This is a genomic window from Paenibacillus macquariensis, assembly GCF_900156375.1.
GTDB classification, from domain to species: Bacteria; Bacillota; Bacilli; order Paenibacillales; family Paenibacillaceae; genus Paenibacillus_AQ; species Paenibacillus_AQ macquariensis.
The window spans coordinates 39,350-58,035 of the sequence record NZ_FTNK01000015.1 but is presented as its reverse complement, the minus strand read 5'-3'; the positions used below and the strand labels follow the sequence as shown (position 1 = coordinate 58,035).

Here is an 18,686-nt window from a genome sequence, read left to right as displayed (position 1 = left end):
AAATTGAATTCGGTTATTTTTTATAATTAAATTGATAATTAACCTTCCGGTATATATAATTGTGGTTATACTTAATTATACACTGACCCGTTATACATTACACTTCTTTATAGTAAAGGGTTCAAGGAGGATCATGATGAAACAAAAGGCAGGAATCGGTAGATGGGTTGCCGGTAAACGAAGTAAATGGATTACGCTCTTAGTCTGGATATTGGTTGTAGGCGTACTTACGATAGCTTGGCCTAGTGTTGGCAGTAAAGAGATTAACAATTCCCCCAATTTGAATGATGATGTTGCATCTGTCCAAGCGGAGCAAATCGCGAATCGAGAATTTCCAAGTGACTCAGGGGTTCCAGCTCTTCTCGTGTGGCACCGTGATGGTGGGATGACAGATGAGGATATCACACATGTGCAACAATTATTTGCCAAGTGGGAAGCTAATCCCGTAGCACATCAAGAGTTCGTTCCACCATTTGATAAGATGCCTCTTCCCGCAGTGAAGGCACTCCTTTCAGAAGATCAGAGCACCTTAGTTACACCAGTGGTGTTTAGTAAAGGGATGGATAGTGATCAATTAAAGGACGGCGTCGAACAACTTAAGGCACAGACGAAGGATGAGATGGGTGTTGACCCATTTACTGTACAAAAAGATGATGGAAGTAAGCTAAGCGCGCGGGTCACAGGTCCTGTCGGTATTTCCATTGATGCAACGGGACTATTCAAGAACGCTGACTTTAAGTTGATGTTAGGAACCGTTCTATTAGTGTTAGTGATCTTGCTTCTTATTTATCGTTCACCTATTCTTGCACTGATTCCATTAATTGCGGTTGGATTTGCGTATGGTGTGACTAGCCCTATTCTTGGGTTCATGGCTGATAAAGGTTGGATTGTTGTCGATGGTCAAGCGATATCGATAATGACGGTGTTATTGTTCGGTGCAGGAACCGATTATTGTCTATTCCTCATCTCCCACTATCGTCATGTGCTTAAACATGAAGAGGATAAGGGGAAGGCGTTGTTTAAATCCATCACGGATTCTTCAGGCGCTATCGCTATGAGTGGCTTTACGGTCGTTCTAGCCTTGTTCGCACTTCTGTTGGCTAAGTACGGTGCTTATCATCGATTCGCTGTACCATTTAGTGTCTCTATTCTGGTCATGGGTATGGCAAGTTTAACGTTAGTACCTGCAATATTGGCTATCTTAGGCCGTACTTCTTTCTATCCATTCATCCCGCGTACACATGAAATGGAAGTGGAGCATGCCGTTAAGAAGGGCAAACCTGTTCCTACGTTAAAAGCTAACCATGAAAGTCGTCTGGGACGCCTAGTGGTCAACAAACCTTGGACGATCGTTATTATAACAGTCGTAATACTCGGTGGTTTAGCGGCATTCTCGACACAAGTGAAGTCAACATATGACCTATTATCTTCTTTTCCGAAAGATATGGCTTCTAGGGAAGGGTTTGATCGCATTGGTGAGCAGTTCTCACCTGGTGAATTAGCTCCTGTGAAGATTATGGTGGATACAGAGGGTAAGAAAGATAATCTGGGTGATCGGTTAACTTTACTACCGTATGTAGTAAAGGTATCAGAACCTGAACAAGGAGCTCAGAATCGTAACATCGTTGGATACGATGTGGAGTTGAGTATGAATCCTTATTCGATGGAGGCAATGAAACATATTCCGGATTTACGCTTGGTAGCGGAGCAATCCCTGAAGGAATCAGGGATTACTACGCCAACGGATAAAGTATGGATCAGCGGTCAGACGGCTACACAGTATGATACGAAAGAGACAAATGATCGAGATACAAGAGTAGTTATACCTGTGGTCATTGGCCTGATTACATTATTATTACTGATCTATCTGCGTTCTATCGTAGCGACCATATATTTAGTGGCAACGGTGATCTTATCTTACTTCTCAGCACTTGGATTGGGCTGGATTGTTATTCACTACGTTCTTGGTGCAGATGCTATCCAAGGGGCAATTCCTCTATACTCCTTTGTGTTTCTAGTAGCTCTTGGTGAAGACTATAATATCTTCATGATCTCTAGTATCTGGAAGAAGAGTAGAACCATGCCGCTGAAGCAAGCGATTAAAGAGGGCGTGGGCGAGACGAGTTCGGTTATTACTTCTGCGGGGATTATTCTAGCAGGAACGTTTGCTGTATTAGCGTCCTTGCCGATTCAAGTATTAGTTCAATTTGGAATTGTTACGGCGATAGGTATTCTGTTAGATACATTCGTCGTGCGTCCGTTCCTAGTTCCGGCGATTACAACATTGTGTGGACGTGTTGCGTTCTGGCCTGGAAAATACACTCAGACTGAACAGCAAGAAGAACGAAGTCAATCATAGCAGGGATGAGGGTTAGACGATCCGACTGTTCGAGTACTAATCTCGTGAAAATGTAGAGCTATATTTTGATGTTTGATATACCGAAGACCACCACGATTGGGAGCATCCTCTTTTATTGAGTGAGGTAATCCCAAACTGTGGTGGTTTTTGTCGATAATGAGATCGTTAGTTAGTCTTGCACTCTGTTTCAACATGATTTACGGGTCTTGCAGCCCACTCATCTGCTTGCGGTTCAATATCTACGCCATTCTCCATTTTCTTTCTTTCGGCAAGAGAATCTCCATCTGTATTCTCTTTATTGCGGACTTGATCTTCCGTCTGATGATCCAATGAATTCCCTCCTTATTAATACTTTTTATTAGATACATGTGTAGAGTATCCCGTTCAAGGGGTTATCATGCGTGAAGGATAGGGACATAGTAAGCATACGAGTGTATATTCTGTGGAGAAGTCCATTGATATGACGAAGGGTTGTAACTTTACTTTGTTTACAAAGACACGTATTCTTGTCTAACATGAATTCTTATTAGGATAGGAGACAAACATAAGATGCGACAAATTATTTTAGATGTAGATACAGGGATCGATGATGCTTTAGGCATTATGCTCGCTGTAAAAAGCGGGATCGCAGATATCGTAGGAATTACAACGGTTAGCGGAAATATTTCTATCCAGACTGCGACATTAAATACGTGTAAAATTCTTGAGCTAATTCATGCGCAGGATATCCCAGTTATACAAGGTGCCGTCCATCCAGTTATACGGGAACCAAGATATGAGCATGCTGTGCATGGGGTGGATGGATTAGGTGGGGCGTTGAAAGATATGACACCTTCTATTGAGCTTAGGGATGGGTTTGCACCGGATTTCATTATTCAAACCGTGAAAGAAAATCCGGGTGTGATCACATTGATTATGACGGGACCTCTTACCAATCTGGCATTGGCAATACGCAAATGTGCTGAACTTCCAGAACTCGTGGATGAAGTAGTGTTCATGGGTGGTGCGGTCAGTGTGACTGGGAATATTACGCCTGCAGCGGAGTTTAATATGTTCGCCGATCCAGAAGCAGCTCGGATTGTATTCCAAGCAGGTTTCAAGAAGCTAACGATGGTTGGTTTAGATGTTACCAGTAAGGTGCTATTCACTGATGAACATATTGCTCAACTCACAAATCCATCAATTAAGGATTATGTAGCGCAAAGCTTGAATGATTACATGGATCGACACGCAAGAGTATATGATACTATTCGAGCAAGTCTTCTTCATGATCCACTTGCTGTAGGTATTGCACTTTATAGTGGTCTAGTGACGACAAAAGCTTATCACGTGGATATCGAGACGAATAGCCGGTTGTGTGATGGGCAGACGGTCTGCGACTTCCATAATAGTTGGGAGAAATCACCTAATATGGACGTGTGTATCGAAGTAGATAGCGATGCATTCTTGAAGGTATTTATTGATACTTTAAACAAATAAAGATTTGTACGTTTTGATCAAGTGTTACATACAAATGAAAAAGCATGCCGAAAGATCCTATTGGATTTTGGCATGCTTTTTCATATGGGATTAGAGATTATTGTTTTCTTCGGCCTGTCATTAATAACAGTATGAAAGAAATTAGAATCATTGTAAGCGTCCACGCCCATGCCATATTGGTATTGCCAGAATCAACGGCTACATAAATGGCTGTAGGGATGGTTTGTGTCTTGCCAGGGATATTCCCAGCAATCATGAGCGTAGCTCCGAACTCACCTAGACCTCGCGCGAAGCCCAGAATATAAGCGGAGACCAAGGATCTTGATGCTAATGGGAGCGTAATATAACGAAATACCTGCCACTCACTTGCACCCATGGAACGACCGGCTTCTTCTAAATCTTTTTCAATAGAAGAAAGGCCCACTTTCATCGTCTGATATACGAGTGGAAAAGAAACAACAATAGCAGCAATCACCGCAGCCCACCATGAGAATATGATAGGCGCTGTGAAGAACCATTCGATGGCTTGTCCAAGGTAGCTCTTTCTCCCCAATAGAATAAGTAGAAGAAAACCAACGACCGTTGGTGGAAGAACAAGGGGTAGCATAAACAACGTTTCGAGCCAAATCTTCCCTCTGAAGTGTCTCTTGGTCATCCACCAAGCAACGGCGACGCCTAGCACAATGGTAACGATACTTGAGAGAAATGCGATCTGTAACGATAATCGAATAGGAATCCAGAATTGATGCCAATCTATATCTAGCATGTTCATTTAGGTACGGAGAACCCGTATTTGATGAATATATTCAAGGCTACTTCGGATTGAAGGAAGGCATAAAAGGCTTCTGTTTCCTCGAGATGTTTCGTTGTGGAGATGATTCCCATGGGGTACTTAATCGTAGTGTAAGTAGTAGGGTCTACGGTCAAGATAACCTTTACTTTATCTGAGGTTAGCGCATCGGTCTTATACACAAAACCTGCATCGGCATTTCCAGTCTCAACGTATTGAAGGACTTGACGCACATCTTTTGCTTGCACGATCTTTGGTTGTAAGGTATCCCATAAGTTAGCCTTCGTTAATGCTTCTTTGGCATAATTACCAGCTGGTACGCTCTCAGGAATACCTACTGCGATCTTAGCTACATCCTCATGAGACAAGTCCTTTAAATTAGTAATCGATGCTTTCTCGTCTAAAGGAACAACAACGACCAGTTCGTTCGTTAATAGATTCGTATGTTTGTCTTCTTGGATGATTTGTTTATCTACAAGTGCCTGTAAATTCTTTGTGGCTGCGGAAATAAACAGATCAACAGGAGCTCCCTGCTCAATTTGCTGTTGAAGCGCACCTGAAGCAGCGAAATTAAAGTTGAGTTTAACGTTAGGATATGTGGATTCATATTCCTTTTGGATATCTTGTAATGCATTCGTTAAGCTCGCAGCAGCAGAGATCGTTAGATCTACCTTTTGTGCAGATGCCTCACTCGTTTGTGTGTTTGTATCTTTCGAAGATCCACAGGCAGTGGCCATAAGAGAAATCATCAGAATCAGACACAGAATACAACTGTTTTTTATGAATTTAGTCATTTCATCACCCTTTTAAGTTATGTTTGGTTATATCTAGTTATAAGTAGTATGAATTATACGTGAAATGATATTTAAAAGTAAACCTTATTTATCCTAACGAATAGGGGGTATGCTAGAATAGGTGAATCAATTAACGCGTGTTGATATACCAGAAGGGAGCCCCTATGACAAACGATGTGTCCTATACAACGGAAGAAATTTCGAAACTTTTGAAGATATCTAAGCTTACCGTATATGATTTGATCAAAAAGGGTGAGTTGCTCTCTTATAGAGTTGGCAAGCAAATGCGAATCGATGCAGTAGATCTGGAAGCTTATAAACAGCGGGCTAAAGGGTTGTCTAACAAGCCTTCTTTAAGTCATATAGCAACGTCACTCTCATCTTCGATGAAGGGAAGTACAAGATCTATTGTTATTACTGGCCAAGATATTAGTCTTGATATATTAGCTAAACATATCGAGGATAAGACAACGGGGATACGTCCACTTCGTAGCCACGTTAGCAGTCTTGAAAGTCTCATATCTATGTACAAGGGCGAAGCGGACGTGGTTAGCACGCATCTCTTAGATGGAGATACAGGAGAATACAATCTTCCTTATATCAGAAGGATACTTGCGGGTTCCTCTTATGTGGTAGTCAATTTGCTGTTCAGAAGAGCAGGATTGTACGTTCAGTCTAAGAACCCTAAGAATATTAACGATTGGTCGGATTTGACACGTCCAGGTCTACGGTTGATCAATCGTGAGAAGGGTTCTGGAGCCCGAGTATTATTGGATGAACAACTACGTATACATGGCATTCACGCTCAAGCGCTATTAGGATACGGTGATGAACGGTCTAATCATTTAGCTGTAGCTACTAGAGTAGCTTCTGGCGATGCGGATGTAGGTGTAGGTATTGAGAAAGCGGCATCTATGGTTGACCATGTCGAATTTATTCCATTAATGAATGAGAGATACGATCTTGTAATGATGAAGAATGCAGATAACTTAGTCTGGATCGGATCACTCATGGACATTCTACAATCCAATGAGTACAAGCAGGAACTAAGTGCGATCTCAGAATATGACCTATCACAGACTGGACAAATCATGTTGGAGACGTAACAAGTAAGCTTATAGTTGTACGGAAACCCCAAAACCACTCCCTTTGTATGAAGGAGTGGTTTTGGGGTTTTTCCGGACCTAAGAGGGACCGTATTGAAATGAAAGTTGAATTCGTTCTCTAAATCTTATGCGTAGGCATCAAGCTTCTTCAGTGGTTCTTGTGCAGGTCCTTCAAGGACATTTCCATCATAGCTAAATCTAGAACCGTGGCATGGGCAATCCCAAGAGCGTTCACCTTTGTTCCATTCTACCTCGCAGCCCAAGTGGGTACATGTCGTATCGACTAGATGTAGCTCACCTTCCGTATCACGGTAGGCACCGGCTCTTCTTCCGTAATGCGTAACAACAGAGCCTTCATCGTTCTCAAGATCTTCGGGCTTCGTATAGACAATGCCTAACTTGCCGGAGATCATCTCCTTAGCAACATTAGCATTTTCAACGATGAAGTTCTTAATACTTGGACTTGGGTGGAAGCGTGTAGGAGAGAAGAGTTCAGAATAGGGATTCACTCTTTCTTGAATTTGATCGGTAATGATTCTTGCGGATACCGTTCCAGTGGTCATTCCCCACTTAGCGAATCCAGTCGCTACATAAATACCATCGTCGCTTGCGGTAATCTGACCGATATAAGGGACCTTATCAAGGGTGAAGAGATCCTGAGCAGACCAGCGGAAAGGAATGCTTGTCACGCCTAACAATTGATCAGCGAACACTTCTAGATTCTCATAATGGCGATAGGTGCATATTCCTTGCCCAGTCTTATGGCCTTCCCCACCCACGAGAACGAGGGATTCGCCTTGCCATGAAGCCGATCGTAGCGTACGTACAGGCTCATCAACGCTGATATACATTCCACCTGCAAAAGGTGTTTTGGGTTTCACAGCAACGACGTAGGAACGTTCCGCATGCAGTCGTGAGAAATAGAACCCTCCACCATCCGTGAATGGGAAGTGGGAAGTAGAGACGATATGTTGACATGTGACTGTGTGATTGTCATGAAGTGTTGTGAGTGTGAAGGGTCGTGTTCCCTCGAGCTTCTTACTTACCGTTGTATTCTCATAAATAACGCCGCCAGCTTTGACAATAGCCTCCACCAAACGCTTTAAATAAGCTAAAGGATGGAACTGAGCTTGTCCGGGTAGTTGAATGGCCCCCTTTACTTGAAGAGGAATAGGAAGGGTGTCTTTCCATAGTCCTGGAATTCCAAGCTTCTCGTAGGCTTGGAATTCGTTGATCAACTTGGCCTCAGCTTGATCCCCTTCCGCATACAGATAGGCATCTTCTTCTTTCCATTCACAAGGGATGTCGAGCTCTTTCACCGTTCGTGCCATCCATTCAATGGCTTCGCTGTTGGCACGATAGTACTTAGCGGCGAGATCTTCTCCTAAATGCTGTATCAGCTCATCATATATTATGCCATGTTGAGCAGTAACCTTAGCGGTCGTATGACCTGTAGTCCCTTCTAATATACGGCCAGCGTCTACCAGTGCGACTTTCAAGCCCTCTTGTGACAATAAATAGGCAGTCGTTATGCCTGTAATTCCAGCTCCTACAATAGCTACATCCACTTTAATATCCTCTGCTAGTTGGGGAAAAGTAGGTAGTTCAGTTGAAGCCCGCCACAGGGATTCAGGGTATTGAGGCAGTTGGTTTGTCGGGTTTAAGGGGTTGTTCACAAAAAGGTTCCTCCTAAGTATAGGTTAGTCATTTTGATTAGTTTGCCTCATTATTCCTAAATTACTATTATTTTTGCGAAATAAAGCATTTGGGGATATGGGTATGATAGGAATGAATTTGTTCAAAGGTATGTTTAAGCCTGAGAATTATGTAAATATACATAAGTTAACGTTGACGTTAACGTTAACTCAGGAGTATAGTGTTATGTATTAAAGATGGAAGTTACGGGGGATAGAGATGAACTGGTTAAAGATTGACGACGTTGCCAAGGAAACGGGACTGACCAAAAGGTCCATTCGTTATTATGAAGAAATTGGATTGATGACGACGCCAGAGCGTTCCGATGGCGGGATTCGATTGTACACGGAGGAAGATGTTGAGTATTTGAAAACAATCGTTCTAGCCAAAAAAGTGCTAGGGTTCTCATTACAAGAAATTCAGGACTATTTACAAATTCGTGATCGGATGAAGCACCATCACAATAATTTTCAGTCTTCTACCGATGAGGCACAGCGAATATCAGAGCTTCAGAATATGAAAGAGACCGTGAACCAGCAAATCGACCTCGTTCAGGGGAAGATGGAAGATATGAATCAAATTTTGCATGGATTATTAGACACGGCAAAGCGGATTCAACAGTCAATAGACAAATAAGTTAGTTAGTGACGCTGAATTGCATACTGACAACATGATGGAGGGCTCTTATGAACAGACAGGTATCCCCAACCACCGGTTCATTCTGGCCGGTTCTCTTTGCGATTTTTTTCGGTAATTTCTTAGCATCATTGAGCACGACAACGATTAATATAGCGTTACCTGCATTCATGCATCAATTTACGGCTGAGTTACATACGGTACAGTGGATGGTTACAGGGTTTATGCTAGCAACGGGTGTCATTGCACCCGTCCTTGGATATTTAGGAGATCAGTTCAGTTATAAGCGTCTTTATATCTTGTCGATCATTGGGTTTACGATCTGCTCTGCGCTCTGTGTGTTATCGTGGAATATTCAGAGTTTAATATCCTTCCGAATACTGCAAGGGTTGTTTAGTGGTCTGATTATGCCTGCAACAATGACCATTATCTATCAGGTCGTTGAGAAGGAGAAACAGGCTTTTGCACTCAGTATGTGGAGTGTCTCTGCCATGCTCGGACCGGCACTGGGACCGACACTGGGAGGTTTTCTTGTCCAGCATTTCAACTGGCATGCGCTGTTCATCATGAATATACCCATTGGACTCATTGCCATAGTGGTAGCGATTCGTTATATCCCTTATTATAAGCTCAGCACCAAGCAACATTTCGATAGTGTTGGATTTGTAAGTGTAATTATAAGCAGTGGGGCACTTCTTGTTGCCTTGAGCCAAGGAAGTATATGGGGGTGGCAGTCAGCCAAGACATTATCGTTATTGATTGGTGGAGCACTGCTACTTATCTTCTTTATCCTATGGGAGCTTAGGGTGAGAGAACCTCTTCTCCATTTACGTATTCTACGGATTCGGAAGTTCTCTTATAGCCTTGTGTTAAATGGAATCATCTCTATTTCACTGTATTCGGGGACATTTCTCATACCCATTTATCTACAAAATGTACAGCACACCACCGCGATGCAAGCAGGGCTTATCATGTTGCCGGGCTCACTGATGATGGTTATATGTGCACCTATTGTCGGTCGTCTCTATTCCCGAATAGGCCCTGTAAAGCTCAGTCTGTTCGGTGTTTTATTGATGGTAATCTCTACTTTGAGCTTAACTGGACTTACCGTGAGTACATCACATATGTTTATTACCGTATGGATGGCCATTCGATATGTAGGTATAACGTTCGCAAATATGCCGATTACCAATGCGGGCATGGGGGCTGTACCTGCGAATGAGTCTGGTCATGCCTCCTCCATTAATAATTGGATTAAGCAGGGCATGGGGTCGTTTGCGATTGGAATATTTAGTTCTCTTCTCGCTAGCCGTACAGCCTTTCATTTACAAGGTGTCGTTAACCCGACTGAAGCCGCGCAACAGTTCGCATTTACATGGAGTATTGGAGATGTATTTATGATAGCGACGATCATTATTGCTTTAGCGATACCCTTTACCTTTATGTTAAAAGATAGAAGAGTACGACCCGTCAAAATGGCATCTGACAGCTCTAGATAACCAATATATTCCATAGGTATAAGAATTAAATTACGAAGTGGTATTCATTTCCATGTCGATCTCTCCGATATTTATTATTGGTAAATAATAACTGGAGGAGAGATGGTGTGGTAAATCGTAGACATGGAAGATTTAGAACAGATCGAAGAAGTATGAGCTTCATATTGGCATTCATCATTGCAGTATACCTAACAGTGACAACTTCGGGTGTAGTACATGCGGAGACGGAGACTCAGACTCAGGAACTGAACTGGGTAGAGGGTTCGGGACAAGAAGTAGGACTTGGCTCGATCGCCAAACTTACATTACAGTCAGGTCTGCAATTTCTAGACAAGGATGATACGGTAGCTAGTGAGTTGTCTTATGGTGGAGTACCGAGTAATAAGGAGATTGGCTCCGTTTATCCAACGGATCCCAATGCAACATGGACTGTGTTTTTTGACTATGATGATGTGGGCCATATTGCCGATGACGAGAAGAATGATATTGATGCGGATGCCTTACTGCAAAGTTATAAAGAAGGAACCGAAGCAGCGAATAAGGAAACAACAGAGGAGAATCACTTGTTCGTGGATGGCTGGGATGTCCCACCGACATATGATGACAATCTACATAGTTTGAAATGGTCGCTTCTTGCTCATGATAACAACAATGAGACGTTGATCAATTACAATGTACGTATATTGACGAAAGAAGGATATGTTTCGGCTATTCTTGTATCGGATCCTACACATTTAGCTGAGGACCGTAAGTCATTTGAGAATATCGTGTTATCCAACTTTTCCGTGAATTCGGGCGAAGGGTATGCAGACTTCGACGAATCGACTGATAAGCTGGCTGAAATTGGCCTTACCGGACTTATCGTAGGTGGTGCTGGATTGGTTGTGGCGAAGAAAGTTGGCTTAATTGCAATGATTGTCGTACTTGCCAAAAAGTTTGGAATCGTTGTAGTTGTCGCTGTGGCTGGATTGTTCAAATACCTTTTTAGAGGGCGTAAGAAGGAAGAGGCGTTTACGCCTAATCATGATAATGATGTTCCTCCAATCGATTCGGATTATAGACCTTAATTTAAAGAACATAAAGAAGCCGTTATCTAACCTACGATAACGGCTTCTTTATGTTTATTTAAGAATGAACTATTTCGTTGACGCAAGCGCTAGTGTACATACTTTGTTACGACCGGTTTCCTTAGCTTGATAAAGTGCCTTATCGGCCATATCCACAAGAACATGTCCAGTGGGAACAGCTACTGTATCTGGATAAGTAGCAACACCAATTGAGATCGTGATAGATACAGGTATTTGCTCAGGCAGAATAAATGGATGATTCTGAACGCCTATTCGTATTTTTTCAGCAATGACTAGAGCGTGATGGTGGGGGCAATCCAATAGTAATACGGTGAATTCTTCGCCACCATTTCGAGAGACGACATCAAATGAACGAGAATAGTCTATTAGTATTTTTGCAATCGATTTAAGTACAACATCGCCAGAGGAATGACCATAGTTGTCATTTATTTTTTTGAAATGGTCAATGTCGATGACGAGTAGCGATAGGTTCTCTCCACGCTGGTTGGCACGAGCCAGATGCGTTTTGATAGCCAGTTCAAATGATCGCAAATTGTTCAGCTGAGTTAAGTGGTCGGTCGTTGCCCGTTGTTCTAATTGAACAAAGAGTTTATTTGTGGAATAAATATATTCAGTTATGGCATATACGAATAATCCCCCAATGATAGCGATACCGAATTGAAGAGGATAGAAGCTCATGATGGTAGGAATATCCTTGATATTAATCATGAGAGAGATGAAGATAACGAGCATGCCAAGTACATTCATTAGATTAATTTTATGAAATCGTGACAATGGATAACGTGAAATGATGGCACATATAGTCCCAACCAAGATAATTCCGATACAAGCAACGACTCCAGAAGAGGTAAACCCATATAACATCATTCGTCCGATGCCGATGATAATAGCGCTAATAATAGCAGGAACTGGCCCGATGTAGGTTCCTATTACGACGGGGAACAGATGGCGTAGATCAGCATATGTATTGGAACCAACAGGGATGGTGTATAACATCAGTACGATGCCATAAATTCCAAAAAGGATACCCGAATTAATTTGAACTGGAAGCGAGATGGAGGATATCCCTATCGAATATCTTTTAGAAAGTACACCAGAGAAATAAAGAAAAGTAACAATAATACAAATATTAATAAATAACACATTAATCATGTAAGGAATTCCTCCTGGGTTATTTAAGCAATCTTTATTATTTTAGCGGATATGGAGGGAAGTTGTCGATTAATTTATCGTAAAGTACATACTTTTCACAAATATGGAACAACCTACGGATAAATCCAGTGCAAAGAAATAATGGAGGTGTTCAAGGGTGAGTAAATCAGGGGGATCTCAGGGCTTGATATCTACTAGTGATGTGATGTTAGGTCTTCCATCTCCACCTATTGAGGAGGAATGCCTACAGAAAGATCTAGCACGTAATATAGAGATGGCTAAGAAGATATTCTTAGATTGTTCAGATATGGTATATCGGGATATTCAAGTGGCACAAGATCAGAAGGCGTTCTTGTTCTATATAGAAGGGATTGTAGATTCTCAGGAAATAGAATCCCAAATGCTAAAGCCATTCATCATAGGTTATGTAGAGAATGAGGATGAAGATTCACTCGAATCCCCACAGAATACACGTGTATCGCTCTCTCAAGCTTCAAAAGCTACGACATGGGGAGACATTATTACGGGTGTTATTAACGCAAGTGTTGTACTACTGATGGATGGGACTACCGAAGCACATATTTTTAATGTGAAGGGTGGTGTAAGACGCGGCGTTGAAGAACCACAGACAGAGACGGTTATTCGGGGCCCGAGGGAAGGGTTTACAGAAACGTTAAGGGTAAATACGGCATTGGTTCGTTTTAGACTCAAGACCCCTAAGCTCAAGATGGTTAGCTTTGTTATTGGGGATGAGACCAAAACGGATATTGTCTTATCTTATATTGAAGGATTAGCTGATCCGAAACAGATTCGAGATGTGACAAAGCGCTTAAAGGAAATTAAGATCGATGGCATACTCGAATCGGGTTATATTGAAGAACTCATTGAAGATCATCCATATTCTCCTTTTCCTCAGATGCAATATACAGAACGCCCTGACACGGTTACTGCACAGTTATTAGAGGGTGGCTTTGCGATTTTAGTGGATGGGACACCCTTTGTTCTCATTGCGCCTGTGAGCCTTTGGCAATTGATGCAAGCAAGTGAGGATTATTATGAACGGTTCTTTATTAGTGATTTCATTCGAATTCTGCGGTATATGTTTCTATTTATTGCGATATTCCTCCCAGGATTGTACATTGCCGTGATTACATTTCACCAAGATATGTTGCCGTCTACACTCGTACTGAGTATAGCGGCTGCTCGAGAAGCCATCCCTTTTCCCGTTCTTGTTGAAGCATTAATGATGGAAATTGCATTCGAGGCCCTTCGGGAAGCTGGAATACGACTACCTAAGACGGTAGGACAAGCAGTAAGTATTCTCGGTGCGCTCGTTATCGGTCAGGCGGCAGTGGAAGCGGGAATTGTCTCTGCCCCCATGGTAATAATTGTGTCATTAACGGGGATAGCCTCCTTTACCATTCCACGGTTTAATCTAGCTATCACGGTTCGATTACTGAGATTTCCGTTTATGATTATGGCAGGCACATTAGGGCTATTTGGAATAGTTATTACTTTCGTGTGGATTCTCGTTCATTTAACACATCTCACTTCCTTTGGAAGGCCTTATCTTGAGGGGGTCAGCCCTTATTACAAGAAGAATCAGAAGGATATATTCATTCGTGTGCCATGGTGGAAGATGATCCATAGACCACAAGGTACGGCTAGAAATAATAATAAGCGCATGGAAAAGGGGATAAACGGTACTCCTAAGCCTGATAAAGGTTGGTGAATATGGACATGAAGAAAAGAATAGTGACACTTACTGCAATGGTTCTGGTCTGTCCTATATTTTTATCGGGCTGTTGGGATCGCAAGGAAATAAATGATATCGCCTTCGTATTAGGTACCGCAATCGATAAGGAGGGTTCAAAGTATCGCACGAGTGTACAGATTGCTGTGCCAAGGGACCTTGGGGGTTCCAGTGGTAAATCTGGTGGGGGTAAGGGTTGGTATATTGAATCTAAATTAGGGAAAACCATTCGTTTGTCTTCGCAAGAAATTCAAAGCAATAACTCACGTACAGTTAATTTCTCAAATCGTCGTTCACTTATTATTGGGGAAGAGTTAGCACGAGAAGGTATATCTACTATCATGGATGTATTTACAAGAACACCTCAGAATCGTCTACTACCTATGGTGGCGGTGACAGAGGGTTTCGCTTATAAAATATTGGATACGGATGCATCGATAGAGCAGTTTCCAACGGAAATGGTTCGGGAGTTGATTTTGAATTTCACGAAAGAACCTATTTCAATTAAAACAGTGTTGACTGCGCTACTTTCTGAAGGAATTGATCCTGTACTCCCGATTCTTAAAGTTGATGAGTCAGTGCCTCCTAAGGTAGGCGAACCTTTGAAGAATGTGAGGATTGCCGGTCTAGCTATATTCAAAGGTGATCGAATGGTAGGAACCCTCAAAGGGGATATGGTTAAAATCATGACTCTTTCTATGAATCAAAATAAAAATTTAGAAATGAGTATCCCTGCACCAGAAGGCGAAGGGGATTTAGTGTTTTTATTTAAAAAAAATCATGCGAGGTTCGTACCTGTGATCCACGGAGATAACGTAACCATGAAAGTTCTTATGCATATGGAAGGTGCAATCGTTGAGAATGCCTCTAACTTCAGTCCGTCGAATGAAGTGGGTATGGGTAAATTAGAGAAATCATTGGAAGATAAGATGCACAAGGATATTACTAAAATGCTAGATATTGTACAACATCAGTATCAAGCTGACAGTGTAGGATTTGGAGAAATCATTCATCAACAAAAGCCAAAGGATTGGGATCGGTTAAGTAGTCGATGGAAGGACATTTATCCTCATGTCAAAGTAGAAATTGAAACAGACGTACAATTGAAAACGGTTGGTCAAGCCCTTCAACCGATGGGACTTCGACAAGAGGAGATTATCCATGATTAGTCTATCCCTGATACTTATTTGCTGTATTGTTCTGATCCTCTTGCTAGATTGGAAGGTTCTTCGTACGTTGCCTTCGGCGAATCGCTGGATCGCTTGTTCTTTGTATGTCCTGAGTCTAGGTATATTCATGTACAACTTGAAATTCGATAACAATATAACGCCTACGGAATGGATAGGGCACATCATTAGGAAGTGGGCACCATTTGAATAGGAAAAAGGATTAGGGGGAATCGATGTGAACAAAATAACGACACGACAGATAATTTTACTTGGTATCGTCTATATGTTACCATTTGTGATCAATGAAGTTCGGTTTATATCGACTGCGAAACAGCATACCTACATCACTTATTTGGCGGCAGCCATTCTATTTATGGGTGTTCTATGGATGTTGTCACGGAGTGCAAAGCGATTTGCGAATCAAGATTTATTTCAATCGCTAGTGAGTAGGTTTCCGGTGATCGGAAGAGGAATTGGATTTCTTTATCTAATGTTCTTCTTATTTATCCTAACACGCGATTTAAGAATTATGGTTGACTATACACGAGTAATATTGCTACCAAATACACCGTTTATCGTTACTTCCCTTTTGATCATAGCTACGGTTGTATTCATTGTAAGAGGTGGACCAAGAACGTTGATTTCTTTATCAGAAATTATGGGTCCGATCGTTATCGTAGCAATTTTCTTCATGCTGATTATGTTATTTAAAGATTTTCATCTGGCTAATATGATGCCTTTTTTCCATATGGACATCCCAGGTGTTGGTGAAGGAACATGGCTCGTATTATCGTCATCAGGCCAAATCATTATGTTACCCTTCATTATCTCTAGTAAGGACTATCGCTATCGTGATCCTCTTTATTCACTTGTCATAGGAACGCTGTTGATTGTTCTAGTTGTGTTGATGTTAGTATTAGTGATAGGAGTTCCGGTCGCTGAAAGGCTTATGTATCCCAGTTATGAGTTGGTTCGGGAGATTCGAGTCGCAGATTTCTTGGATAGGTTCGATCTTATCCTAGTATCATTATGGTACCCGTTTATTCTAATTAATATGGCTATTAGCCTATATGTTGTGTGTTATGGACTTAAGATTATGTTGCCTTCTGTTTCAGGTAAAATGATGGCAGCACCGATCGGGTTACTTTCATTCGCATGTTCAGCTTGGTTCTTTCGTGATACGGTTCAAATGTTGGACTTTAATCGTCAGTGGGCATGGATCGCCATGGTATTTGAGATTATTATTCCAATTGGGATTTTTATGATCCTTCGTCCGCGTAAAACACCTTTGAACAATTAAACATTCAAGTAGGAATAGGATCATTATGGTACAATTAACAGACGGTTAGGCATGAATATATCGATATTTATGTAACTCCAAAGTGCCTCTGCTAGATATGTTGAGGGGGAAATGAAGATGGCTCAGAAGATGATTGGTAAAGTGGTAGCGTTAGCTGCGTCTCGAAAAGTTGCTGAAATGGGTAAGTTAATTGAGAATATGGGAGGTACACCCGTATATCGCCCTGCTCAAGGAACGGTTTTTCTAGACGATGAATTGCTTCGTGAAGGTTTAACTTCGTGGATTGAGAATCCACCACAATGGGTGATCTTGACGACTGGTATAGGTCTCGAAGCTTTATTCGATATGGCTGAGAAAATGGGGATAGCAGACAAGTTCCTAGAGATTTTGTCCGCATCTTCTATTGCTGCTAGAGGATACAAAACGGTGAACGCATTGAAAAAACGCCATTTAACGCCTATCGTACGGGATGACGACGGTAGCAGTGAAGGACTTATTCGCTCATTTGAGTCATATAATATAAAAGGCGCCAGTGTGATCCTACAACTTCATGGAGATCCAGCACCGAAGCTTACAAAGTGGTTGGATGAACAGGAAGCAATAACGAGACAGATTCTTCCTTATCGTCATGTTGCTCCAGAAGAACATCATTTGGAACAACTCGTACAGGATATTGTGCATTCTAAAGTAGATGCTGTAACATTCACAAGCGCACCACAGTTTCGATTTCTCGCCGAGTATGCTCTTGTACATAACCAATTGAAGCCAATGATTGCTGCATTTGATGGCCCAGTCTTAGCAGTAGCGGTAGGTAAGATTACAGCACAAGCCCTGAAAGAAGAAGGGATTCAACGTATTATTGTGCCGGAGGAAGAACGAATGGGTAGTATGATGGTCGCATTAGGGCGTTATTTCGCTAGTCAAGCAGGCAATGAAGTTGCTGTTTCAAGCGAAGAGTAGAGATGTTTCTACGGCATAATCCAATGTTGAAACTGGACCATCTTAGTGTGGATAAAGAGGTTTTTTATATCGTATGTTGAATGTTTAACTACATTATATTTATAGAGCAAGAGCAAGAGCAAGAGCAAGAGCAAGAGCAAGAGCAAGAGCAAGAGCAGGAGCAGGAGGTATTAGAATGATAAGAACTGCATGTGTAACGGGCGCAGATCGTGGCGTAGGCCTGAGTATAGTTCGGGAACTATTATTTATGGGTACTTATGTATTTGCGGGGAAATATAATGGAGAGTTGAGTCTCCTTGATAAGCTAGGCGAAGAATTCCCAGAGACCCTTCATATTCTGGAATTAGATGTTGGAAGCGAAGATAGTGTGAATGAAGTCAAAAAGATTATTTGTGAGCATACGGATCAGTTAGACGTACTTATTAATAATGCCGCCATTCTAGGGAACATTCAAGCGACGGTTCTTGATCCAATAGACCTGAAAGAAATACAGGATGTATTCAATATTAATACTTTGGGGCCGCTACGTATGAGTCAGGCTCTACTACCATTATTATTAAACGGAGAGCGAAAGCTCATCGCTAATATTTCTTCAGAAGCAGGTAGCATTGAAACATGTGATAGGACAAGTTGGTTCGCCTATTGCATGTCCAAGTCGGCGTTAAATATGGAATCTCAATTAATCCATAATGGTATCAAAGACGTGGGTGGTCAGGTGCTTGCGATTCATCCAGGATGGGTGCAGACTTATATGCAGGGTCAACTAGATGAGAATGCGTTATTAACAGCAGATGAGTCAGCACGTCATATCGTACAGCTTCTATTACGGAGCGATCAATTTAAGGGAGAACATGCTGTCTTTCTGGATTATTCCGGACAGTTATTATCCTGGTAACATTAGGAGGA

General features: G+C 41.8%; 17 protein-coding genes. 12 read left to right on the top strand and 5 right to left on the bottom strand.

From position 1 onward, the window contains the following. Window positions 1-136 precede the first annotated feature (136 nt). Entirely contained in the window at window positions 137-2,359 is a 2,223-nt protein-coding gene (locus BW961_RS21760; protein WP_068583712.1) for an MMPL family transporter, read from the top strand. 165 nt (window positions 2,360-2,524) lie between these two features. On the opposite strand, the gene BW961_RS30675 is transcribed toward BW961_RS21760, so the two are convergent. After that, window positions 2,525-2,689, bottom strand: coding sequence for a hypothetical protein (locus BW961_RS30675; protein ID WP_169810270.1), 165 nt, complete (start codon window positions 2,687-2,689; stop codon window positions 2,525-2,527). A gap of 219 nt (window positions 2,690-2,908) precedes the next feature. Here BW961_RS30675 and BW961_RS21755 point away from each other — a divergent pair, with 219 nt between their 5' ends. Next, window positions 2,909-3,838 (top strand): nucleoside hydrolase, encoded by a 930-nt coding sequence (locus BW961_RS21755; RefSeq protein ID WP_068583716.1) that lies wholly within the window; start codon window positions 2,909-2,911, stop codon window positions 3,836-3,838. Window positions 3,839-3,935: 97 nt separating this feature from the next. Here BW961_RS21755 and modB read toward each other — a convergent pair whose 3' ends face one another. Beyond that, complete coding sequence (gene modB, locus BW961_RS21750) at window positions 3,936-4,610, bottom strand: molybdate ABC transporter permease subunit (protein WP_068583719.1); 675 nt, start codon at window positions 4,608-4,610, stop codon at window positions 3,936-3,938. Beyond that, complete coding sequence (modA, locus tag BW961_RS21745; RefSeq protein WP_068583722.1) at window positions 4,607-5,422, bottom strand: molybdate ABC transporter substrate-binding protein; 816 nt, start codon at window positions 5,420-5,422, stop codon at window positions 4,607-4,609. The genes modB and modA overlap by 4 nt, the downstream gene beginning before the upstream one ends. 164 nt (window positions 5,423-5,586) lie before the next feature. On the opposite strand from modA, the gene BW961_RS21740 reads away from it, so the two are divergent. Next, on the top strand, window positions 5,587-6,528 hold the full coding sequence (locus BW961_RS21740) for a helix-turn-helix transcriptional regulator (protein ID WP_068583725.1): 942 nt from the start codon (window positions 5,587-5,589) through the stop codon (window positions 6,526-6,528). A gap of 125 nt (window positions 6,529-6,653) precedes the next feature. Here the strand turns inward: BW961_RS21740 and BW961_RS21735 are convergent, their stop codons facing one another. After that, window positions 6,654-8,204, bottom strand: a complete 1,551-nt coding sequence (locus BW961_RS21735) for an FAD-dependent oxidoreductase (RefSeq protein ID WP_068583728.1) — start codon at window positions 8,202-8,204, stop codon at window positions 6,654-6,656. Window positions 8,205-8,442: 238 nt separating this feature from the next. On the opposite strand from BW961_RS21735, the gene BW961_RS21730 reads away from it, so the two are divergent. From BW961_RS21730 to BW961_RS21720, 3 genes are all read left to right on the top strand, one after another. Further along, entirely contained in the window at window positions 8,443-8,859 is a 417-nt protein-coding gene (locus tag BW961_RS21730; RefSeq protein ID WP_068583731.1) for a MerR family transcriptional regulator, read from the top strand. A gap of 50 nt (window positions 8,860-8,909) precedes the next feature. Next, window positions 8,910-10,358: a DHA2 family efflux MFS transporter permease subunit gene (locus tag BW961_RS21725; RefSeq protein ID WP_068583734.1), complete on the top strand. Its 1,449-nt coding sequence runs from the start codon at window positions 8,910-8,912 to the stop codon at window positions 10,356-10,358. Between the two features lie 107 nt (window positions 10,359-10,465). After that, window positions 10,466-11,425, top strand: coding sequence for a DUF2167 domain-containing protein (locus BW961_RS21720; RefSeq protein ID WP_139331711.1), 960 nt, complete (start codon window positions 10,466-10,468; stop codon window positions 11,423-11,425). A gap of 69 nt (window positions 11,426-11,494) precedes the next feature. Here the strand turns inward: BW961_RS21720 and BW961_RS21715 are convergent, their stop codons facing one another. After that, the gene (locus BW961_RS21715) at window positions 11,495-12,598 is read right to left on the bottom strand and encodes a diguanylate cyclase (protein WP_068583737.1); all 1,104 of its coding nucleotides are present in this window, start codon (window positions 12,596-12,598) and stop codon (window positions 11,495-11,497) included. 205 nt (window positions 12,599-12,803) lie between these two features. Between BW961_RS21715 and BW961_RS21710 the strand changes: the two genes are divergently transcribed. The 6 genes from BW961_RS21710 to BW961_RS21685 all read left to right on the top strand — a co-directional run bounded on the left by BW961_RS21710 (window position 12,804) and on the right by BW961_RS21685 (window position 18,675). Next, complete coding sequence (locus tag BW961_RS21710; RefSeq protein WP_076576986.1) at window positions 12,804-14,330, top strand: spore germination protein; 1,527 nt, start codon at window positions 12,804-12,806, stop codon at window positions 14,328-14,330. Between the two features lie 8 nt (window positions 14,331-14,338). Continuing rightward, complete coding sequence (locus BW961_RS21705; protein ID WP_169810271.1) at window positions 14,339-15,520, top strand: Ger(x)C family spore germination protein; 1,182 nt, start codon at window positions 14,339-14,341, stop codon at window positions 15,518-15,520. Next, window positions 15,513-15,731 carry a hypothetical protein gene (locus tag BW961_RS21700; RefSeq protein WP_068583745.1) on the top strand — a complete coding sequence of 73 codons (219 nt, stop codon included), beginning with the start codon at window positions 15,513-15,515 and terminating at the stop codon, window positions 15,729-15,731. Before BW961_RS21705 ends, BW961_RS21700 begins: the two co-directional genes overlap by 8 nt. Before the next feature lie 24 nt (window positions 15,732-15,755). Beyond that, entirely contained in the window at window positions 15,756-16,820 is a 1,065-nt protein-coding gene (locus BW961_RS21695; RefSeq protein ID WP_068583748.1) for a GerAB/ArcD/ProY family transporter, read from the top strand. 117 nt (window positions 16,821-16,937) lie between these two features. Then, complete coding sequence (locus BW961_RS21690) at window positions 16,938-17,780, top strand: uroporphyrinogen-III synthase (protein WP_068583751.1); 843 nt, start codon at window positions 16,938-16,940, stop codon at window positions 17,778-17,780. A 175-nt stretch (window positions 17,781-17,955) separates the two neighbouring features. Continuing rightward, complete coding sequence (locus BW961_RS21685) at window positions 17,956-18,675, top strand: SDR family oxidoreductase (protein ID WP_068583753.1); 720 nt, start codon at window positions 17,956-17,958, stop codon at window positions 18,673-18,675. Window positions 18,676-18,686: the final 11 nt, after the last annotated feature.

Coding starts and splice junctions, on each gene's coding strand:
- BW961_RS21760 (WP_068583712.1), top strand. CDS start 137: ATGAAACAAAAGGCAGGAATCGGTAGATGGGTTGCCGGTAAACGAAGT.
- BW961_RS21755 (WP_068583716.1), top strand. CDS start 2,909: ATGCGACAAATTATTTTAGATGTAGATACAGGGATCGATGATGCTTTA.
- modB (WP_068583719.1), bottom strand. CDS start 4,610: ATGAACATGCTAGATATAGATTGGCATCAATTCTGGATTCCTATTCGA.
- modA (WP_068583722.1), bottom strand. CDS start 5,422: ATGACTAAATTCATAAAAAACAGTTGTATTCTGTGTCTGATTCTGATG.
- BW961_RS21740 (WP_068583725.1), top strand. CDS start 5,587: ATGACAAACGATGTGTCCTATACAACGGAAGAAATTTCGAAACTTTTG.
- BW961_RS21730 (WP_068583731.1), top strand. CDS start 8,443: ATGAACTGGTTAAAGATTGACGACGTTGCCAAGGAAACGGGACTGACC.
- BW961_RS21725 (WP_068583734.1), top strand. CDS start 8,910: ATGAACAGACAGGTATCCCCAACCACCGGTTCATTCTGGCCGGTTCTC.
- BW961_RS21715 (WP_068583737.1), bottom strand. CDS start 12,598: ATGATTAATGTGTTATTTATTAATATTTGTATTATTGTTACTTTTCTT.
- BW961_RS21710 (WP_076576986.1), top strand. CDS start 12,804: ATGTTAGGTCTTCCATCTCCACCTATTGAGGAGGAATGCCTACAGAAA.
- BW961_RS21705 (WP_169810271.1), top strand. CDS start 14,339: ATGAAGAAAAGAATAGTGACACTTACTGCAATGGTTCTGGTCTGTCCT.
- BW961_RS21700 (WP_068583745.1), top strand. CDS start 15,513: ATGATTAGTCTATCCCTGATACTTATTTGCTGTATTGTTCTGATCCTC.
- BW961_RS21690 (WP_068583751.1), top strand. CDS start 16,938: ATGGCTCAGAAGATGATTGGTAAAGTGGTAGCGTTAGCTGCGTCTCGA.
- BW961_RS21685 (WP_068583753.1), top strand. CDS start 17,956: ATGATAAGAACTGCATGTGTAACGGGCGCAGATCGTGGCGTAGGCCTG.